The sequence below is a fragment of the Geoalkalibacter ferrihydriticus DSM 17813 genome (assembly GCF_000820505.1).
Taxonomy (GTDB): domain Bacteria; phylum Desulfobacterota; class Desulfuromonadia; order Desulfuromonadales; family Geoalkalibacteraceae; genus Geoalkalibacter; species Geoalkalibacter ferrihydriticus.
Window position 1 is genome coordinate 394,955 of sequence record NZ_JWJD01000001.1, and the last position, 16,058, is coordinate 411,012.

At 58.7% G+C, this 16,058-nt stretch carries 17 protein-coding genes; 11 read left to right on the top strand and 6 right to left on the bottom strand.

Annotated features, from left to right (window positions below):
- Window positions 1-19: 19 nt before the first annotated feature.
- Window positions 20-322, bottom strand: coding sequence for a HepT-like ribonuclease domain-containing protein (locus GFER_RS01950; RefSeq protein ID WP_200889280.1), 303 nt, complete (start codon window positions 320-322; stop codon window positions 20-22).
- A gap of 32 nt (window positions 323-354) precedes the next feature.
- Window positions 355-651 carry a nucleotidyltransferase family protein gene (locus GFER_RS01955; RefSeq protein ID WP_040095561.1) on the bottom strand — a complete coding sequence of 99 codons (297 nt, stop codon included), beginning with the start codon at window positions 649-651 and terminating at the stop codon, window positions 355-357.
- Window positions 652-1,031: 380 nt separating this feature from the next.
- On the opposite strand from GFER_RS01955, the gene GFER_RS01960 reads away from it, so the two are divergent.
- The 9 genes from GFER_RS01960 to tatA all read left to right on the top strand — a co-directional run bounded on the left by GFER_RS01960 (window position 1,032) and on the right by tatA (window position 9,357).
- Window positions 1,032-2,312 carry a nickel-dependent lactate racemase family protein gene (locus GFER_RS01960; RefSeq protein WP_139172001.1) on the top strand — a complete coding sequence of 427 codons (1,281 nt, stop codon included), beginning with the start codon at window positions 1,032-1,034 and terminating at the stop codon, window positions 2,310-2,312.
- Window positions 2,313-2,374: 62 nt separating this feature from the next.
- Window positions 2,375-3,751, top strand: a complete 1,377-nt coding sequence (locus GFER_RS01965; protein ID WP_235263992.1) for an FAD-binding oxidoreductase — start codon at window positions 2,375-2,377, stop codon at window positions 3,749-3,751.
- Window positions 3,752-3,880: 129 nt separating this feature from the next.
- Window positions 3,881-5,140, top strand: a complete 1,260-nt coding sequence (locus GFER_RS01970; RefSeq protein WP_040095564.1) for a (Fe-S)-binding protein — start codon at window positions 3,881-3,883, stop codon at window positions 5,138-5,140.
- 73 nt (window positions 5,141-5,213) lie between these two features.
- Window positions 5,214-5,513, top strand: coding sequence for a hypothetical protein (locus GFER_RS01975; RefSeq protein ID WP_040095566.1), 300 nt, complete (start codon window positions 5,214-5,216; stop codon window positions 5,511-5,513).
- Window positions 5,514-5,590: 77 nt separating this feature from the next.
- Window positions 5,591-6,109 (top strand): BCAM0308 family protein, encoded by a 519-nt coding sequence (locus GFER_RS01980; RefSeq protein WP_052445864.1) that lies wholly within the window; start codon window positions 5,591-5,593, stop codon window positions 6,107-6,109.
- 88 nt (window positions 6,110-6,197) lie between these two features.
- The gene (locus tag GFER_RS01985; RefSeq protein WP_040095568.1) at window positions 6,198-6,614 is read left to right on the top strand and encodes an archease; all 417 of its coding nucleotides are present in this window, start codon (window positions 6,198-6,200) and stop codon (window positions 6,612-6,614) included.
- Between the two features lie 63 nt (window positions 6,615-6,677).
- Complete coding sequence (locus tag GFER_RS01990) at window positions 6,678-8,123, top strand: RtcB family protein (RefSeq protein WP_040095571.1); 1,446 nt, start codon at window positions 6,678-6,680, stop codon at window positions 8,121-8,123.
- A gap of 40 nt (window positions 8,124-8,163) precedes the next feature.
- Window positions 8,164-9,069, top strand: a complete 906-nt coding sequence (locus tag GFER_RS01995) for a complex I NDUFA9 subunit family protein (protein WP_040095573.1) — start codon at window positions 8,164-8,166, stop codon at window positions 9,067-9,069.
- An 81-nt stretch (window positions 9,070-9,150) separates the two neighbouring features.
- Complete coding sequence (tatA, locus tag GFER_RS02000) at window positions 9,151-9,357, top strand: twin-arginine translocase TatA/TatE family subunit (RefSeq protein ID WP_040095576.1); 207 nt, start codon at window positions 9,151-9,153, stop codon at window positions 9,355-9,357.
- 64 nt (window positions 9,358-9,421) lie between these two features.
- Here tatA and moaA read toward each other — a convergent pair whose 3' ends face one another.
- Window positions 9,422-10,402, bottom strand: a complete 981-nt coding sequence (gene moaA / locus GFER_RS02005) for a GTP 3',8-cyclase MoaA (protein ID WP_040095578.1) — start codon at window positions 10,400-10,402, stop codon at window positions 9,422-9,424.
- A 111-nt stretch (window positions 10,403-10,513) separates the two neighbouring features.
- Window positions 10,514-11,596 carry a type IV pilus twitching motility protein PilT gene (locus tag GFER_RS02010; RefSeq protein ID WP_040095581.1) on the bottom strand — a complete coding sequence of 361 codons (1,083 nt, stop codon included), beginning with the start codon at window positions 11,594-11,596 and terminating at the stop codon, window positions 10,514-10,516.
- 174 nt (window positions 11,597-11,770) lie between these two features.
- Between GFER_RS02010 and GFER_RS02015 the strand changes: the two genes are divergently transcribed.
- Window positions 11,771-12,757, top strand: a complete 987-nt coding sequence (locus GFER_RS02015; protein WP_040095584.1) for a thiamine biosynthesis protein — start codon at window positions 11,771-11,773, stop codon at window positions 12,755-12,757.
- Between the two features lie 37 nt (window positions 12,758-12,794).
- On the opposite strand, the gene GFER_RS18535 is transcribed toward GFER_RS02015, so the two are convergent.
- Entirely contained in the window at window positions 12,795-13,166 is a 372-nt protein-coding gene (locus GFER_RS18535) for a hypothetical protein (protein ID WP_139172003.1), read from the bottom strand.
- A 278-nt stretch (window positions 13,167-13,444) separates the two neighbouring features.
- On the opposite strand from GFER_RS18535, the gene GFER_RS02020 reads away from it, so the two are divergent.
- Window positions 13,445-13,810: a SpoIIAA family protein gene (locus tag GFER_RS02020; RefSeq protein WP_040095586.1), complete on the top strand. Its 366-nt coding sequence runs from the start codon at window positions 13,445-13,447 to the stop codon at window positions 13,808-13,810.
- A gap of 37 nt (window positions 13,811-13,847) precedes the next feature.
- On the opposite strand, the gene GFER_RS02025 is transcribed toward GFER_RS02020, so the two are convergent.
- On the bottom strand, window positions 13,848-16,001 hold the full coding sequence (locus GFER_RS02025) for a bifunctional diguanylate cyclase/phosphodiesterase (protein WP_052445865.1): 2,154 nt from the start codon (window positions 15,999-16,001) through the stop codon (window positions 13,848-13,850).
- Between the last annotated feature and the right edge of the window lie 57 nt (window positions 16,002-16,058).

Here is a 16,058-nt window from a genome sequence, read left to right on the forward strand (position 1 = left end):
CTGATTTCTTTTCGGCGAGCTATCTCCCTTTTTCCAAAATTTTCCTTGCCGCCTCAGCTAAGCCATCCAAATCGGTCTGAATTGTGCTCCAGACGATCTCCAGGTCAACACCGAAATACTCGTGAATAAGCTTGTCGCGCATGCCTGCAATTTCCCGCCAGGGCAGATGCGGGTCGTGTTGACGTATCTCCGGTGGGATTTTCTTGGCGGCCTCGCCAATCACCTCAAGGCTGCGAATCACCGCGTTGACGGTCTTTTTGTCGGCGGCAAAGGCCGAGAAGTCCATTCCCCCGCACGAATGAGTCAATATCTCCCACGGCATCCAGAATATCCGCGAGGTAATCCTCGGCGCCCCTATTGGACATACCGCACCTCGTCGAGGATGCGTTTACCCATGTGCGGCTTGAGTGCTTTGGGGGTCACCAGGTCGACTTTTTTGCCGAGCAGATCCTGCAGATGGGCCTCCAGTTGCATAAACCGGACAAACCCGACGGGTTGGCCAAACTCGACGAGAAGATCTATATCGCTCTCGGGCCGTTGCTCATTGCGTGCATAGGAGCCAAAAATGCCGATTTTTTCAACGCCGAATTGTTGACGCAACTCAGTGAGATGGTTGTGTAGTTTATAGGTGATGTCGTTGCATGTGGGCATGGGATTGCCTCTCAAATTTACGTTCGTTTGTCTGACTCTATGAGTTTAATTCTGTCCTGGTGATTATCTCAGCACGGGCGGCATTCATCGAATCGTCCAATCGGCCATAAATTGATGAGTAACTGTCATCGACACTCTCGAATATTACCTTTTGTTCGTATCCCTGACAACATCAATACAAGCAACGGTTCGCAGATCGACGCTTTAATTGACAGGTAAACAACGTCCCCGGCCTGGTACAAACAACAGTTCGCAGGTCGACGCTTTAATTGACAGGTAAACAACGTCCCCGGACTGACAGAGTCCAAAAAATGATATATTATCTTGATGTTCCACGTGGTTTTTCCCTATTATGGGAAAGTTAACCCCTGAGGTAGCCAATGTCCGCTGTGCAACTCAAATACGGTCATGAGCTTCTGTCTCTCGATCTGCCCGAGGCCCGCGTTCTGCGCCCGCAGGCGATTGCGCCCAAGGCTGCGCCGGATGAATTGGTGCGCGCCGCGCTGGCTGAACCCATCAGCAGCCCGACGCTGAACAAGATCGTCAGGCCGGGTGAACAGGTGGTCATCGTCACCTCGGACATTACCCGCTACACCGGCAGTGAGCACTATCTACCGGTGCTGGTCGATCATCTCAACGCCTGCGGTATCAAGGACGACGACATCACAGTGGTCATCGCTCTGGGCATTCACCGTGCGCAGAGCGAAACCGAACACCGCAAGATCCTCGGATCGTTGTACGGACGGGTGAAGGTGGTCGATCACGATTGCGACAACCCGGCCGAGCTGGTGGTGCTGGGCGAAACCACAAACGGCATTCCCGTGAGCGTCAATCGGTGCGTGGCCGAGGCCGAGCGGCTGATCGTCACCGGCACGGTGGGCTTTCACTATTTCGCCGGTTTCGGCGGGGGCCGCAAGGGCCTGGTACCAGGCGTGGCGAGCCGAGCCACCTGTATGGCGACCCATTTCGGCGTGTTCAATCCGCCCGAGATCGGCGGCAAGCACCCACGCGCGGTCACTGGAATCCTTGAGGGCAACCCGGTGCATGAAGCGATTCTGGAAGCGGCGCGCATGATTCATCCCGATTTCCTCCTCAACACTGTGCTCTCGCCGGACAAGGAAATTCTCGAGGTCTTCTGCGGCGATCTGGAAGAGGCGCACCTTGCCGGCTGCGCCCGCTGCAACGCGCTTTACAGTGTCGCCCTGGAGGAACCGGCGGATCTGGCGGTGGTCTCCTGCGGCGGCTACCCCAAGGACATCAACTTCATCCAGGCGCACAAGGCCCTGGATTACGGCGTTCAAGCCCTGCGACCGGGCGGCACCCTGATTCTGCTGGCCGCCTGCGCCGACGGCTTCGGCAACAAGACGTTTTTCGACTGGTTTCGCCACCGCGATCTGGATGAATTTGAAGCCGCTCTGCGGCGCAACTACGAAATCAACGGCCAGACCGCCCACGCCACCCTGGCCAAGGCCAGAAAATTCCGCGTGATTCTGGTCAGCGAGTTCAGCCCCGAGCAGACCGCCGCCATGGGCATGGAAAAAGCCGCCGGCCTCGACGCGGCCCTGACCCTGGCCCAGGAAGGTCTGCCCTCCAGGGCGCGCACGGTGATTATCCCCGACGGCGGCACGGTCCTGCCGCGGATCGATCCCCCGGCGGGCTGATTCGAGGCCCCCGCGCCCCCAACGAACAAATGACCAAGGACCAAGGACAAAGGACAGCCCTTATGCAGCAACACATCCTCAGCACCCTGCAGGAGATCGTCGGCAAGGATCAGGTCACCACCGAACGCGCCGACCTCATCTGTTATTCCTACGACGCCACCCAGCAGAAATTTCTGCCCGAGGCGGTGGTGTTTCCCGCAAACGCCGAGCAGATCAGCTTGATTATCAAACTGGCCAACGCCGAGAAGGTTCCCGTATTCCCCCGCGGCGCGGGCAGCGGCTTTACCGGCGGCAGCCTGCCGACGCAAGGCGGTATCGTGCTGGTCACCTCACGCCTGGACAAGATTCTGCGCATCGACAGCGACAACCTGGTGGCCGAAGTGCAGCCGGGAGTGGTGACCGAGCAGTTCCAGCAGGCGGTGGAAAAAGTCGGCCTGTTCTATCCTCCCGATCCGGCCTCGCTGAAATTCTCGACTCTGGGCGGCAACGTCGCCGAGTGCGCCGGCGGCCCGCGCTGCGTCAAATACGGCGTGACCAAGGATTATATTCTCGGACTTGAACTGGTCACGCCCCAGGGTGATATCATCCGCACCGGCGGCGAAACCATGAAGGGCGTGGTGGGATACGATCTGACCAAGCTTATGTGCGGATCGGAAGGCACCCTGGGCGTCATTACCAAAATCATCATCAAGCTGCTGCCCCTGCCCGAAGGGCGCAAAACCATGCTCGTGCTGTTTGATTCCATCGACGGCGCAGCCCAGGCGGTTTCGGCCATCATCGGCGGCAAGATCATCCCCGCCACCCTCGAATTCATGGATGCCACCACCATCGACTGCGTGCGCAAGGCCACCGGTCTTCAACTACCCGAAGCGGCCAAGGCGGTGCTGATCATCGAGGTGGACGGCGAGCGCGAAATGCTTGAGCGCCAGGCGAAAAAAATTCTCGAAATCGTCGAGCCCCTGGGCGTCGTCGAAACACGCGTCGCCAACACCCCCGCCGAGAGCGAGGATATCTGGAAGGTGCGACGTCTGGTCAGCCCCAGCCTGCGCAAGGTCAACCCCGACAAGTTCAACGAGGACATCTGCGTGCCGCGCTCCAAAGTGCCTGACATGATTCGCGCGGTGGAGGCGATTGCACAGAAACACGCCATTCCCATCGTCAATTTCGGCCACGCCGGCGACGGCAACATTCACGTTAACGTCATGATCGACAAAAAGGTGCCCGGCCAGCAGGAAAAAGCCGATCAGGCCATCGAAGAAATCTTCGCCGCAGCTCTCAAACTGGGCGGCACCATGAGCGGCGAGCACGGCGTGGGCATCACCAAGGCGCCCTACATCGCCATGGAGCTCGATCCGGCGGCGGTGGCCTACATGAAGGCCATCAAGAAGGCACTCGACCCCAACAACATTCTCAATCCCGGGAAAATCCTTTTGGATTAGAATTTTCACCGCTGAGCGCGCGGAGTGCGCCGAGACAAGCCTCAAGGAGATTTTTCAGGTTTTTCTCTTGGGTTTCTCGGCGCTCTCAGCGCGCTCAAGCGAGCATGCGAGCGGGCGGTTAATAAAATCATGGCCAAACATAAGAAACTCGAAGACTACCGCGAACAGATCGAACAGTGCGTCAAATGCGGCGCCTGCCAGGCGCATTGCCCGGTGTTCGGCGAACACAAGCGCGAATCCATCGTCGCGCGCGGCAAAGTGGCTCTGGCCCATGCGCTGCTCAACGACGAGGTCGAACTCGACGAGCGCATGGTCGAGGATATGAGCAAGTGCCTGCTGTGTGCGAGCTGCTTCGACAAGTGCCCGAACCTGGTGCCGACGGATGAAATCGTCGCCGCCGCGCGCCGCGAGATTACCGAAAAGCAGGGCCTGAGCAATTTCGGCAAGGCTCTGACCACGGTGATCAAGAGCCCCAGGCTGATGAACGTCCTGGCGAAAAGCGGCAAGACCTTCTCCGGGCTGCTGTTCAAGAAAGTCCCCGACCAGAGCGGTTTGCGCCTGCGCTTTCCGGTGCCCTTCGTGAGCCGTGATCGCAGCATCCCCGCCATCGCCGCCAAGCCCTTTCGCGAGCGTCATCCCGAGGTCATCCCCGGCGAGCCGGGCAAGCCGACGGTGGCCTTTTTCACCGGCTGCATGATTAATTACATGTACCCCGAAATCGGCGATGCGCTGCTCAAGATCCTCAAGTTCATGGGCGTCACCGTGCTTATTCCCGGGGATCAGGGCTGCTGCGGTCTGCCGGCCATCTCCGCGGGTGCCGGCGACATCGTCGAGGAACTCTCCGAACGCAATCTGGCGGCACTCACGCGGCGCACCCCGGATGTTATTATTACCGCCTGCGCCACCTGCAACGAGGGCATCGGTCGCCATTTCAAGCACCTCGAGGGCGACTACGCGGCCATGGCGGAAAAAGTCATGGACATGAACGTGTTTCTGGTACGCCATGGTCTCGACAAGCTGCTCGCCGAGCTGCCGCGCAAGGAAGTCTTCCAGCGCGTCACCTACCACGACCCCTGCCACCTGCGCACCCAGGGCATCACCAAGGAGCCGCGCGCGCTGCTCAAGGCCCTGCCCGGGGTACGCTTCGTGGACATGGAAGGCGCCGATCGCTGCTGCGGGCTGGGCGGTACTTTTTCAGTCTATCACTACGACACCAGCAAGCTGATCGGCGCGCGCAAGGTGCCGGGCATCGAACAAAGCGGCTCCGATCTGGTCGCCACCGCCTGCCCGGGGTGCATGATGCAGTTGCAGGACACCATCAATCATGCCGGTCTCAAACCGCGTGTGATTCATCTGCTCGAACTCATCGCCCGCGACCTGCCGGCGTAGGGGCGCCGCATGCTGCGCCCTGGACGGTGATTTTTTTGATATTCCAAATTTGCTTTATCAGGAGGCCTTTGCCATGAAATCTCGTGAAGAGTTGGCACGCCGCGTCGCGGAGATCGTTTGCCGCCAGTTCGCCATGCCTTTGATTGAAGCCCCCACTGGTGACCTCAACTCCGTGCTGGCGCGTGAAATCAGCCAAATTCTCAGCCACACACCCGATCCCTATGGCCAGATCATCCGCGACTGGGACGGCCTTGCTCACCAGCTCGATCTGGCCTGGTGGGAAAGCGAGCCGACACCCAATCAGATCGTTCTCGGCCTGGCCGCCGCCATCCTTGAATATGAAGTTCGCCTGATCCTCGACCTGCCCCGCTGAATTCCGCAAACCTCCCGTTAAGATGGTATACTGAAGACACAACAGGATGCGTCATGTTGCCGTAAAGGGAGGCTTGTATGCAAAAAGACATCGGAAAGTTTGGGATCAGCGGCAAACGCGACCGCACGATCACCAATGAAGATCCCTACCATCCCGAGGAAGGACTGAAGGAGCCGGCGATCTGCGACGGCTGCGGTGCGCTGTATCGCAACCGTCGCTGGCAGTTGGATGCACAGGCCGCGGAAGTCGAAAGCGCCAATCCCGAGGTGAGCCGGGTGAGCTGTCCGGCCTGCCAGAAGATTGCGGAGAAATATCCCGAAGGCGTTGTCACTTTGCGCGGTGCTTACCTTTGGGAACACGAAGAAGAAATCCGCAACATTCTGCGCAATGAAGAAAGCCGCGCCATGTCTCAAAACCCTTTGCAGCGCATCATGCGCATGGAACGCGAGGGCGACGAGCTGATTATCGAAACCACGGAGCAAAAGCTTGCCGAACGGCTGGGAAAAGTCTTGCACCGCGCTCACCAGGGTGCTCTTTCGGTCACTTGGAGTGACGACCACAGGCTCTGCCGGGTCGGCTGGGAAAGACTCCTATAAGGCGCGGCCAGAGCACATTATCAAACAAAGAACCGGAACCGCGTCTGCAACAGGCGTCCCGGTTCTTTTTGCTTTAGGCGCGCGGCACATGGATCATTATCGTCTGCTTGAACACACCGCCGATATAGGGCTGGAAGCTTGGGGAGAGAGCCGCGAGGCGCTTTTCACGCAAGCGGCCCTGGCACTGCGCGAGGTTATTCTGGGGAAAAGGGCCAGGGTCAGCACCGGGCGCAGTGCGCAGGTGGAAATCAGCGGCGGCGACACTGCCGAGTTGCTGGTCAATTGGCTGTCCGAGTTGCTTTTCCAGTTTGAATGCCGCGACTTTCTGCCTGCAGAGTTTATACTTGAGTTCGAAGACGATTCTCTGGTGGCGCGGATCAGGGGCGAGGATTTTGACTTTCAACGCCACCCCGTCGAGCGCGAGGTCAAGGCCGTCACGCACCATCAAGTGCTGGCTGAACAAACCGCCCAAGGCTGGCACGGTCGCGTTTACCTGGACTTGTAGGCCTGCGGGACAAGGCCCCTGGCCGCTAAACGGCGAGCTGCAAACGAAGCGAGTGATAAAACCATGCCCGTCAAGATCGAACAAATCGACGCTTGCCGCTGGCGCATTCCCCGCGAAGGAGCCATGCGCACCGAGGGCCTGGTGTTTGCCGACCAGGCCATGATCGAGGTGCTGCAAAAGGAGCAGGCCCTGGAGCAGGTGCGCAATGTGGCCACTCTGCCCGGCATCGTCGGGCGCTCTATCGCCATGCCTGATATCCATTGGGGCTACGGCTTTCCCATCGGTGGAGTAGCGGCCTTTGATCCCGATGACGGGGGCGTGGTGTCGCCCGGCGGGGTGGGCTACGACATCAACTGCGGAGTGCGCCTGCTGCGCAGCGAATTGGAAGTGAGCGAGGTACGCCCGCGTCTCAAGGAACTGGCCGACGCGCTGTTTCGCAACGTACCTTCAGGGGTCGGCTCGCACCGGCGCGATCTCAAGCTCTCGGTGCAGGAAGAATGCAAGGTGCTCAAGGAGGGTGCGCACTGGGCGGTGCGCAACGGGTTCGGCCGCGCCGAGGATCTTGAGCACATCGAAGAACGCGGCACCTTGCCCGACGCCGAGCCCGAACTGGTTTCCGACCGCGCTCTTGAGCGGGGCCGCAACCAGCTCGGCACCCTGGGCGGCGGCAATCATTTTCTCGAAGTACAGGTCGTCGAAGAAATTCACGATGAGCAGGCTGCCGCGGTGCTCGGTCTGTTTGCCGGGCAGGTCACCGTCTCGATTCACACCGGCAGCCGCGGCCTCGGCTACCAGGTGTGCGACGACTCCATCCGCACCATGTTGCGCGCCGCGGCCAAATACGGCATCCATTTGCCCGACCGCCAACTGTGCTGCGCGCCCCTGACCAGTCCCGAAGGCAAGCAGTATCTGGCCGCCATGGCCGGCGCTGCCAATTTCGCCTTCGCCAACCGCCAGCTCATCACCCACTGGGTGCGTGAAACCTTCGAGCAGGTTCTGGGCAAGGGACCGGCGCAACTGCGCATGGGCCTGATTTACGATGTCTGCCACAACATCGCAAAATGGGAACAGCACGAGGTGCAGGGCCAAAAACGCCGCCTCTGCGTGCATCGCAAGGGAGCGACCCGTGCCTTTCCACCCCATCACCCCGACACCCCGGCACTGTATCGCGCCATCGGCCAGCCGGTGCTGATCCCCGGCGACATGGGGCGCTACTCCTACGTCCTGGTCGGCACCCCGGAGGCCTTCGATGAGACCTTTGGCTCCACCTGCCACGGCGCGGGCCGCGTCCTCTCGCGCCACGCGGCCAAGAAACAGGCGCGTGGCCACAACACCGAGACCGAACTGGCCGCCCGGGGCATTCTGGTGCGCGCCGCCAACCGTGCCACGGTTGCCGAAGAAATTTCGGAGGCCTACAAGGATGTCAAGGACGTTGTGAACATCGTCGCTCAGGCCGGAATCGGCCGCATCGTCGCCCGGCTGCGGCCGCTGGCGGTGATCAAGGGTTAAGACTTGTCAACAATCTGAGTACCTGCAAGGGAGAATCGCGATGAAAGTTTTCCTTACCGGCGCCACCGGCTTCGTGGGGCACGAAATGCTGAAGCAATTGCTTGCCGCGGGCCACATCGTGCGCTGCCTGGTGCGGCCCGGGTCCGAAGGCCGACTGCCCATCGAGAAAAACATCGAAGTGCGTCTGGGCGACGCCACCGACGCCGAAAGCCTCGACGCATCGCTGGAAGGCTGCGATGCAGCCATTCATCTGGTCGGCATCATCCGCGAGTTTCCCGGCAAAGGCGTCACCTTTAAAAAATTGCACGTCGAGGCCACACGGAATCTGGTCGCCGCCGCCGAAAACCAGGGGGTACGGCGCTACCTGCAAATGAGCGCCAATGGTGTGCGCCCCGACGCCGAATCGGAATATCACCGTACCAAGTGGCAAGGCGAAGAAGCGGTGCGCGCCGCGCAACTCGACTGGACCATCTTTCGTCCGTCGCTGATTTTCGGCCCGGCCGATGAATTCGTCAACATGCTCGCCGATCTGGTTCGCAAGGCGCCGGTGGTACCGGTCATCGGCGACGGCCGCTATCGCATGGCGCCGGTGGCGGTGGAAGACGTGGCCGCCAGCTTTGTCGCCGCCCTCACCAAAGAAGAGTGCCTGGGCCAGACTTATCATCTGTGCGGCCCCGGGGATTTTTCCTATGACGAGATTCTCGATCTGATCGGCGAGACCCTCGGCAAGACGCCGGTGCGCAAGCTGCATCATCCGGTCTGCCTGATGAAGCCGGTCGTCAAGGTCTTGCAGAGCATCCCCCAGTTTCCCATCACGAGCGCGCAATTGACCATGCTGCTCGAAGGCAACCTGTGCGCAGAAGAGGCGATGCAGACCTGGCGCGAAACCTTTGGTATCGAGCCCAGGGATTTCGCCGAGGGTATTCGTAAATATCTGGTGAAATAGGATCGGATAACGTAGACGTTGCACAATGCGCCGCGCCGATGGTATGTTCGGACGTAACCCTTTTTTTAGGAGAGAGCGGACATGTTCGGATTGGGGACGCAGGAACTGTTGATTATCCTGGTGCTGGTTCTGGTGATTTTCGGCGCGGGCAAGCTCCCGCAGGTCGGTGGCGCCTTGGGGAAAGGTTTGCGCAATTTCAAGGAAGGCCTCAACAAGGATGACGAGGATGAGGGAAAAAGCGCCAAGACCGATCGAATTGAAGGCGAGTCGGAAGACAAAAAGAGTTGAGTTTGTTGATCAATCGATTTGAAAAGGCCTGCTGCAAAGCGGGCCTTTTTGCGTAGCGCGCCCCTCAGCCGCCGATGCCCTGCATGGGACGCGCACCGGGTCGAAAATCCTCTTCTCCGATGTGGTGCTTTTCGGGCTTGGCGCTGATGGCATGGCGCAAAAAGCGATGCAATTCCTCGTCGCCGACGCCGCTGCGCAGCAGAGTGCGCAAGTCGAGTTCATCGTCGGAAAAAAGACAGGGGCGCACGCGCCCGTCGGCGGTGACCCGCAGGCGGTTGCACTCATGACAGAAATGATGAGACACCGCGGGTATCACCCCGAGGCGGCCCGACGCACCGGCAAAGCGAAACAGGCGCGCCACGCCGCCGGATCCCTGGCGCGGGATCACTTTCACCGGGGCGACGCTGGAGAAGGCGGCAATGATGTCGTCAGCAGGAAAACGGCTTTCGGGAGGAAAATCGAGGTCGCCGCTGACGGGCATGAATTCGATAAAACGGATTTCCCAGGGGTGTTCCAGAGTCAGGCGGGCGAAGTCGGCGACCTCGTCGGCATTGACTCCGGCAATGGGTACCATATTGATTTTCAGCGGCGCCAGCCCAACCTGTTCCGCCGCAGTCAACCCCGCCAACACCTGCTCGAACCCGGAACGGCGCGTCAACTGCGCAAAGCGCTCGGAGCGCAGAGTGTCGAGACTCACATTGACCCGCGAGAGCCCGGCCTGCTTCAATGGCGCCGCATATTGGGCCAGCAGCATGCCGTTGGTGGTCAGGGTGATTTCGGGCCGCTGCGGCAAAGCCGCCAAGCGCCCGATAAATTCCACCAGCCCCTTGCGTACCAAAGGCTCGCCGCCGGTCACGCGAATCTTGCGCACGCCGATGGCAGCGGCCGCCGCCGCTACCCGCAGCAATTCTTCGTAAGAAAGAATCTGCCCATGACCAAGGGAGTCGACCCCCTGCGCCGGCATGCAGTAACGGCAGCGCAGATTACAGCGATCCGTCACCGAAAGCCGCAGATAATCAACAACTCGCCCAAAATTATCGCGCAAGGGAAACTCCGCAGGCTAGAGGAGAGCAAGAGGCACAAACGGCAAAGGGTTTGCGCCCAAGGCATTTACTCCTTATACCACCTCCGGAGTTCTCACGGCAACCCGTAGCACTCAGCGTCCCGCGCCGCCTGCGCCCCCTTTGGGCAGCAGCGCCTCAAAGGAGCGCTTTTCGACGGCGCAGCGGCAGGCCTCTTCCGCTGTCACTTTGCTGTCTTTCAACAACTCCATGATGCGCTGATCCATGAGTTGCATGCCCTCGCCCTTGGCGGTCTGCATGATGGAGGGAATCTGGAATGTCTTGCCTTCGCGGATCAGGTTGCTCACGGCCGCGTTGCCGATGAGAATTTCATGGGCCGCCACCCGCCCCTTGCCGTCTGCTGTTTTCATCAACTGCTGACAGACCACGCCCTTGAGACTTTCGCCGAGCATGGTGCGTACCTGCTCCTGAGCATCCTTGGGAAAGGCATCGATGATGCGGTCGATGGTCTTGGCCGCCGAGTTGGTGTGCAGGGTGCCGAACACCAGATGACCCGTTTCGGCGGCGGTCATGGCCAGGGAGATGGTCTCCAGGTCGCGCATCTCGCCGACCAGGATGACGTCGGGATCCTCGCGTAGGGCCGCACGCAGAGCGCTGGTAAAGGATTGGGTGTGCTGTCCCACCTGGCGCTGATTGACCAGCGACTGTTTATTCTCGTGGATGAATTCGAGAGGATCTTCCAGGGTCAGGATGTGCTCTTTGCGGGTGCTGTTGATCAAATCGACCATGGCCGCCAGAGTCGTCGACTTGCCACTGCCCGTGGGACCGGTGACCAGCACCAGGCCTTTTTTCAGCCGGGTGAGCTTGCGGATGCCCTCCGGCAGGTTGAGGTCGTCGGCGGAGAGGATTTTACTGGGGATGATGCGAAACACTGCGGCGATGCCGCGGTGAGTGTCGAGAATGTTGCCGCGAAAGCGCGCCACCTCCGGCAGAGCGTAGGCAAAATCCAGATCGCGGGTTTCCTCGAACTCTTTGCGCTGCTCGCCGGTCAACATCTCAAACAGCAGGCCCCTGGCCTGCTCGGCGGTCAACGGCGGATAATTGAGTTGCGCCATCTCGCCATGCAGGCGCAGCAGAGGTGGGGCTCCGGAAGAAATATGCAGGTCGCTGGCACCCTGCTGCTTCATCAATTTGAACAAAGCATCGATTTTGGCCATGGTATTTTCTGTCCGTTGCCTGCGAATCCAGGGATAATAAAAACCAATAATTAGTCTCTACCAATTTCCCTTGCCTGTCAAGTCTTCCTCGGCCCGCGGCTTGTCTGCGGTAATCTTCTGTGGTATCTTCCCCACCTAACAGCACGATAAATCGATTTTTTCGGAGAAAGAAATATGAGTAAAGCACTAGGACTTCTATCCGGCGGTCTTGACAGCAGCCTGGCGGCCCTGGCTCTCAAGCGCCAGGGCATCGAAGTCACCTGCATCTCCTTCGTCACGCCGTTCTTCGGTTCGGGCCGCGCGCAAAAAGCCGCAGCCGCCATGGACATCCCCCTGATCGTGCAAAACATCAGCGCGGAGCACCTCGAGATGGTCAAAAACCCGCGCTATGGCTACGGTAAGAACCTCAACCCCTGCATCGACTGCCACGCCATGATGTTTCGTCTGGCGGGGCGGATCATGGAAGAGCAAGGGTTTGATTTTCTCTTCTCAGGCGAAGTCCTGGGGCAACGTCCCATGAGCCAGAACATCAACGCACTTAAATCGGTGGCCAACTATTCGGGATTCCCCCAGCGCATCTTGCGCCCCCTGTCCGCAAAGCTGCTGCCCATCACGCCCATGGAGGAGCAGGGACTGGTCGTGCGCGAGCAACTTCTTGACATTCAGGGCCGTTCGCGCCGCCGCCAGCAGGAATTTGCCCAGGAATGGGGCCTCAAAGAATACCCGTCTTCCGGCGGTGGCTGCCTGCTCACGGAAAAATCCTTTACCGGGCGCCTGCACGACCTTTTTGAGCATCAGCCCGACTGCACCCCCGCCGATGTCGAACTGCTCAAGGTCGGCCGGCAGTTTCGCCTCTCCCCTCGCGCAAAACTCACCCTCGGGCGCAATGAAGACGACAATACCGCGATCCGTGAGCGGCTGCGCGAGGGGTCGCTGCTGGTGCGCGCTTGCGGCATTTCCGGACCCTTGGGACTGATCACCGGACAGCCCGATGAAGGCGACTTGAAAGCCGCCGGCGCTCTGGTCGCGAGCTACGGCAAGGGCAAGGATTTCGAACAGGTGACCGTCGCCATATCCGAGGATGCCCAGGGCGAGGATGCGACGCTGCTCAGCGTCACCCCCATGAACCGCAAGGCCGCCGAGGATCTTCAGGTGAAATAATCAATTGCCGCCGCCCCGCGCGCCGGCCTCGGCTTTTTCATCGCTGATGGCAGGCCAGGCATCCCTGTTCCTGCTGAATATGCAGCTGGACTTGAGAAAGGCGCGTTTGCGGGGCGATTTTCCCGGTGCTTTCATCTATCCTGATATTTGCATAGCCTGGTTGCGTCGGAGAAATTCTGGGGGCGTTCTCAAGCCATTGACGAGGCAAAAGAGCTGTCACCGCTTTATCCAGGGCGGAGCCGACGGGCCTGCCGATCCAGGAATCCAAATGTCCCGTTACAGCCTTTTTGAGTTGCCGTTCCTGCTCCTCCGCCTGGGCCACACGCAGTTCCATGGACGCCCAGGAACTGCAGCCGGCCCCCGTTGCGGACACCAACACCCAGAAAATCAAGCGACACAGGATAGGCATCTTTTGCTCGATTTCTATCGGGCCGTGACCCTCAGCCTGAGGTCTCAAGAAATCTCAGCGCCCGATTCTTCAAAGCATAATAAATAATGCCGCTTGAGCAAGAGGACCCATCAAATTAATGAAGTCTTTAATCCTTTGACCGCCTAGACGTTTCAGGGGGGGGCAGAAAATAGATTTGATCTAATCTTGAGGGAGGTTATCTGCTAAACTGTAAGTCAACAGATGGTTCGCGAAACGGCTTCCGGCAAACAAATTGATGGTAAATCCTGGGGGTATTTATGTTCACTGTCCACCGCAAGAGCGATAATCGCCTAGATATCCAATTTGGCGGCAAACTTGATCGTGATGCGATGAAGGTAGCCCTTGACGATCTTGTCGCCAAGGGTGAAGGTATTGAGCATGGACGCATGCTCTATCGAATAGGGGATTTCGATATGCCCACTCTGGGTGCCATCGGGGTTGAACTTTCGCGTCTGCCTCAATTGTTCCGGTTTATTCGCAAATTCGACCGTGCCGCAGTCGTGGCCGGCAAGCAGTGGGTCAGAAAAATAAGCGAGATGGAGGGCGCATTGATTCCGGGGCTGACCATCAAGGCTTTCTCCTCCGATGAAGAGGCACAGGCTGAAGCTTGGCTTGAAGAATAAAAGGGCAACATTTATTTCTCTCCTGAAGCATCTCAAATCAGCGCAGAGGTCCTGGCGGCTCGGCTATCCACTCCTGCAGCAAATGAAAGCACTCTTTGGCTATGAGAGGGCGGGCGAAGTAATAGCCTTGCATCTCGCGGCATCCCAGCGCCACAAGCATGTCAAACTGGTCGCGGTTTTCGACCCCTTCAGCGATCACGTCGAACTTAAAACTGGCGGCCATGGCAAGGATGGCCTTGACGATCTCCACATGGTTGGAATCGGCCAGGAGGTCACGTACAAACTCCTGTGCGATCTTAATGCGGTCAATGGGAAAATATTTCAAATAACTCAGCGACGAGTACCCGGTACCGAAATCATCCAAAGACAGGCGGATACCCAAAGTTTTGAACTCATCGAGGCTGTCCTTGACGGCACGACCTTTTTCCATCAACACACTTTCGGTCAACTCCAACTCCAAGCTGCTGGCGGCAAGACCCGTTTCTGCGAGAATGTCGCGTACCGTGGCAACCAGGCCAGCCTGGCGAAACTGAACCGGAGAGAGGTTGACCCCCAGGCGCAAATCGTTCAATCCAGCCTTCTGCCAGGCGCGTATCTGGCTACAGGCCTCACGCAGCACCCATTCGCCCAAAGGTAGAATCAGCCCCGTCTCTTCCGCCAAAGGAATAAAGCGTGCCGGGGAAACTACACCCAGCTGGGGATGGTGCCAACGAACCAGAGCTTCAACCCCACAGACGCGCCTGGTGGTCAGATCGAGCTGAGGCTGATAGACCACAAACAGCTCATCCTCGCGCAGCGCACGGCGCAAATCTACTTCCATGCGCAGCCGCTCAAAGGCCTCACTGTTCATCTGGCTGGAAAAAAACTTGTAGTTGTTGCGGCCCGCGTTTTTCGCTTCGTGCATAGCCAGTTCCGCAGTACGCAAAAGATCCTGCGCTTTGTCGCCGTCATGGGGAAACAGGCTGATGCCGATGCTTGCGTCCAGGTGAAATTCCTGCCCCCCCACCCGAACGGGAGGGACAAGGGCCTCCTGTAGATGGCGCACGACACTGAGCACATCATTTTCGCTGTGGATGGAGTTCAACAGCACAACAAAATCATCGCCGCCGATTCGCGACAAGGTATCGCTCGCGCGCACGCACTGGCGCAGACGCTGTGCGATAGCCTGCAACATGCTGTCCCCGACACTGTAACCCAAGGAATCGTTGATTTTCTTGAAATGATCAAGGTCAAGAAACAACACCGCCAGCATCCGCTCATCGCGCCCGGCCAAGCTGATGGCCTGGTGGAGACGGTCCAGCAGCAACGTACGGTTGGGCAAGTCAGTGAGTTGATCAAAACAGGCCAAGCGCTCGATCTCGCGCTCGGCTTTTTTGCGCGCCGTCACATCGCGGCACACATGCACCAGATACTTGAGGTTGCCGCCTTCATCCTTAATGGGCGTGGTGGAAACTTCCAGCCACCTCTGACCATCGGGCAACGACAGCTGATGCTCCATGAGAGTTGCACGGCCGGTGACAATTGCTTCATTTAAGGGACAGGGGTTCTGCCAGGCACGTGCCTGATCTCTCTCGCCGGGAAACACAATATCGTGACAAAAGCCTCCCAGGACCTGGTTGGCGGAAACCCCGAACTGCCTCAAAAACACTTTGTTTGCACTGATGATCTTGCGTGTCGCCCCATCGATGATGGCCACTGCGTCACTCATCTCATCGAGAATCGTCTTCCAAAATTCACCGCTTTCCTGAAGTTGGCGTTGAGAAGTCTTCAAGTCGGAAACATCGACCAGGGTCGTGACAACGCCCGCAACGGTGCCATCGAGCTGATACAGAGGCGCCTTGAAAACCAACGCCTCTTTTTCACAGCCCTGGAACGAGGTAATCCTGGCGCCGTATGAACAGGGCTTGCCACTGTCGAAAACCTTGCGGTCATTCTCCAGGCAGAGATCGGCCAAGGACCGACCAAAGATATCCAGGGGGGACTTGCCGAGCAATTCCTGGCGTGACATGCCCGCCCACTTTTCCATTTCTTGATTGCAGCCAAGATAGCTGCCGTCACGCGCCTTGAGCACAACGGGGTTGGGCATAGCATCGAGGATGGATTGAAGAAATCCCAGCTCCGGACACTGCATTCGCTGTAAACAAAGCGGCCCAGACGCCGAAAAAACCTGTTCCAAAAATTGATTATCCATCAAATCCTCTCAGCTTGACCCTTGGTCCGTATGTTAAATTTTACAAATTATCTCAAG

Coding starts and splice junctions, on each gene's coding strand:
- GFER_RS01975 (WP_040095566.1), top strand. CDS start 5,214: ATGAAATCTCGTGAAGAGTTGGCACGCCGCGTCGCGGAGATCGTTTGC.
- GFER_RS01980 (WP_052445864.1), top strand. CDS start 5,591: ATGCAAAAAGACATCGGAAAGTTTGGGATCAGCGGCAAACGCGACCGC.
- GFER_RS01955 (WP_040095561.1), bottom strand. CDS start 651: ATGCCCACATGCAACGACATCACCTATAAACTACACAACCATCTCACT.
- GFER_RS01965 (WP_235263992.1), top strand. CDS start 2,375: ATGCAGCAACACATCCTCAGCACCCTGCAGGAGATCGTCGGCAAGGAT.
- GFER_RS01990 (WP_040095571.1), top strand. CDS start 6,678: ATGCCCGTCAAGATCGAACAAATCGACGCTTGCCGCTGGCGCATTCCC.
- GFER_RS18535 (WP_139172003.1), bottom strand. CDS start 13,166: ATGCCTATCCTGTGTCGCTTGATTTTCTGGGTGTTGGTGTCCGCAACG.
- GFER_RS01985 (WP_040095568.1), top strand. CDS start 6,198: ATGGATCATTATCGTCTGCTTGAACACACCGCCGATATAGGGCTGGAA.
- GFER_RS02015 (WP_040095584.1), top strand. CDS start 11,771: ATGAGTAAAGCACTAGGACTTCTATCCGGCGGTCTTGACAGCAGCCTG.
- GFER_RS02025 (WP_052445865.1), bottom strand. CDS start 16,001: ATGGATAATCAATTTTTGGAACAGGTTTTTTCGGCGTCTGGGCCGCTT.
- GFER_RS01995 (WP_040095573.1), top strand. CDS start 8,164: ATGAAAGTTTTCCTTACCGGCGCCACCGGCTTCGTGGGGCACGAAATG.
- GFER_RS01960 (WP_139172001.1), top strand. CDS start 1,032: ATGTCCGCTGTGCAACTCAAATACGGTCATGAGCTTCTGTCTCTCGAT.
- tatA (WP_040095576.1), top strand. CDS start 9,151: ATGTTCGGATTGGGGACGCAGGAACTGTTGATTATCCTGGTGCTGGTT.
- GFER_RS02010 (WP_040095581.1), bottom strand. CDS start 11,596: ATGGCCAAAATCGATGCTTTGTTCAAATTGATGAAGCAGCAGGGTGCC.
- GFER_RS01970 (WP_040095564.1), top strand. CDS start 3,881: ATGGCCAAACATAAGAAACTCGAAGACTACCGCGAACAGATCGAACAG.
- GFER_RS02020 (WP_040095586.1), top strand. CDS start 13,445: ATGTTCACTGTCCACCGCAAGAGCGATAATCGCCTAGATATCCAATTT.
- GFER_RS01950 (WP_200889280.1), bottom strand. CDS start 322: ATGCCGTGGGAGATATTGACTCATTCGTGCGGGGGAATGGACTTCTCG.